This is a genomic window from Streptomyces tauricus (genome assembly GCF_014650955.1).
Lineage (GTDB): Bacteria > Actinomycetota > Actinomycetes > Streptomycetales > Streptomycetaceae > Streptomyces > Streptomyces tauricus.
In genome coordinates this window covers 1-508 of the sequence record NZ_BMVY01000105.1, presented here as the reverse complement: position 1 = coordinate 508, position 508 = coordinate 1, and the positions used below count along the sequence as shown (strand labels likewise).

Sequence of the window (508 nt, the reverse complement as noted above, 5' to 3'; positions counted from 1 at the left end):
TGCCGCGTTGGTGGGCGGCGTCGACGAATTCGACGAAGTCGGCGAGGTCGCCGAATTCGGGGAGGACGGCGGTGTAGTCGGAGACGTCGTAGCCGCCGTCGCGCAGGGGGGACTGGAAGAAGGGGGGCAGCCACAGGCAGTCGACGCCGAGCCATTGGAGGTAGTCGAGTTTGGCGGTGAGGCCTTTGAGGTCGCCGATGCCGTCGCCGTTGCTGTCCTGGAAGGAGCGGACGAGGACTTCGTAGAAGACGGCGCGTTTGAACCATTCGGGGTCCCGGTCCTTGGCGGGGGTGTCCTCGAAGGTGTCCGGGACGGGCTCGTTGACGATCATGTGGGTGACCCTCCGGTGGGCGGTGAGGACGGTCGCAGGACGGTCAGTACGTGCGCGGCCCGGTGACCGGGTGTCAGGCGTACGTAGTTGGTCCTGCCCCAGGGGTAGATCTCGCCGGTGAGTTCGTCGCGTACCGGCAGTGACGCGTGCCAGTCGAGGCCGAGTCGTGGCATGTCC

The 508-nt window shown here is 66.9% G+C and carries 2 protein-coding genes; both read right to left on the bottom strand.

Annotated elements, in window-relative coordinates:
- Positions 1-331 (bottom strand): alpha-amylase family glycosyl hydrolase (locus tag IE278_RS41770; protein WP_246571895.1); only part of this gene is annotated, 331 nt, incomplete at its 3' end.
- Positions 328-508 (bottom strand): alpha-amylase (locus tag IE278_RS41765; protein ID WP_189780254.1); only part of this gene is annotated, 181 nt, incomplete at its 5' end. The genes IE278_RS41770 and IE278_RS41765, both read right to left, overlap by 4 nt.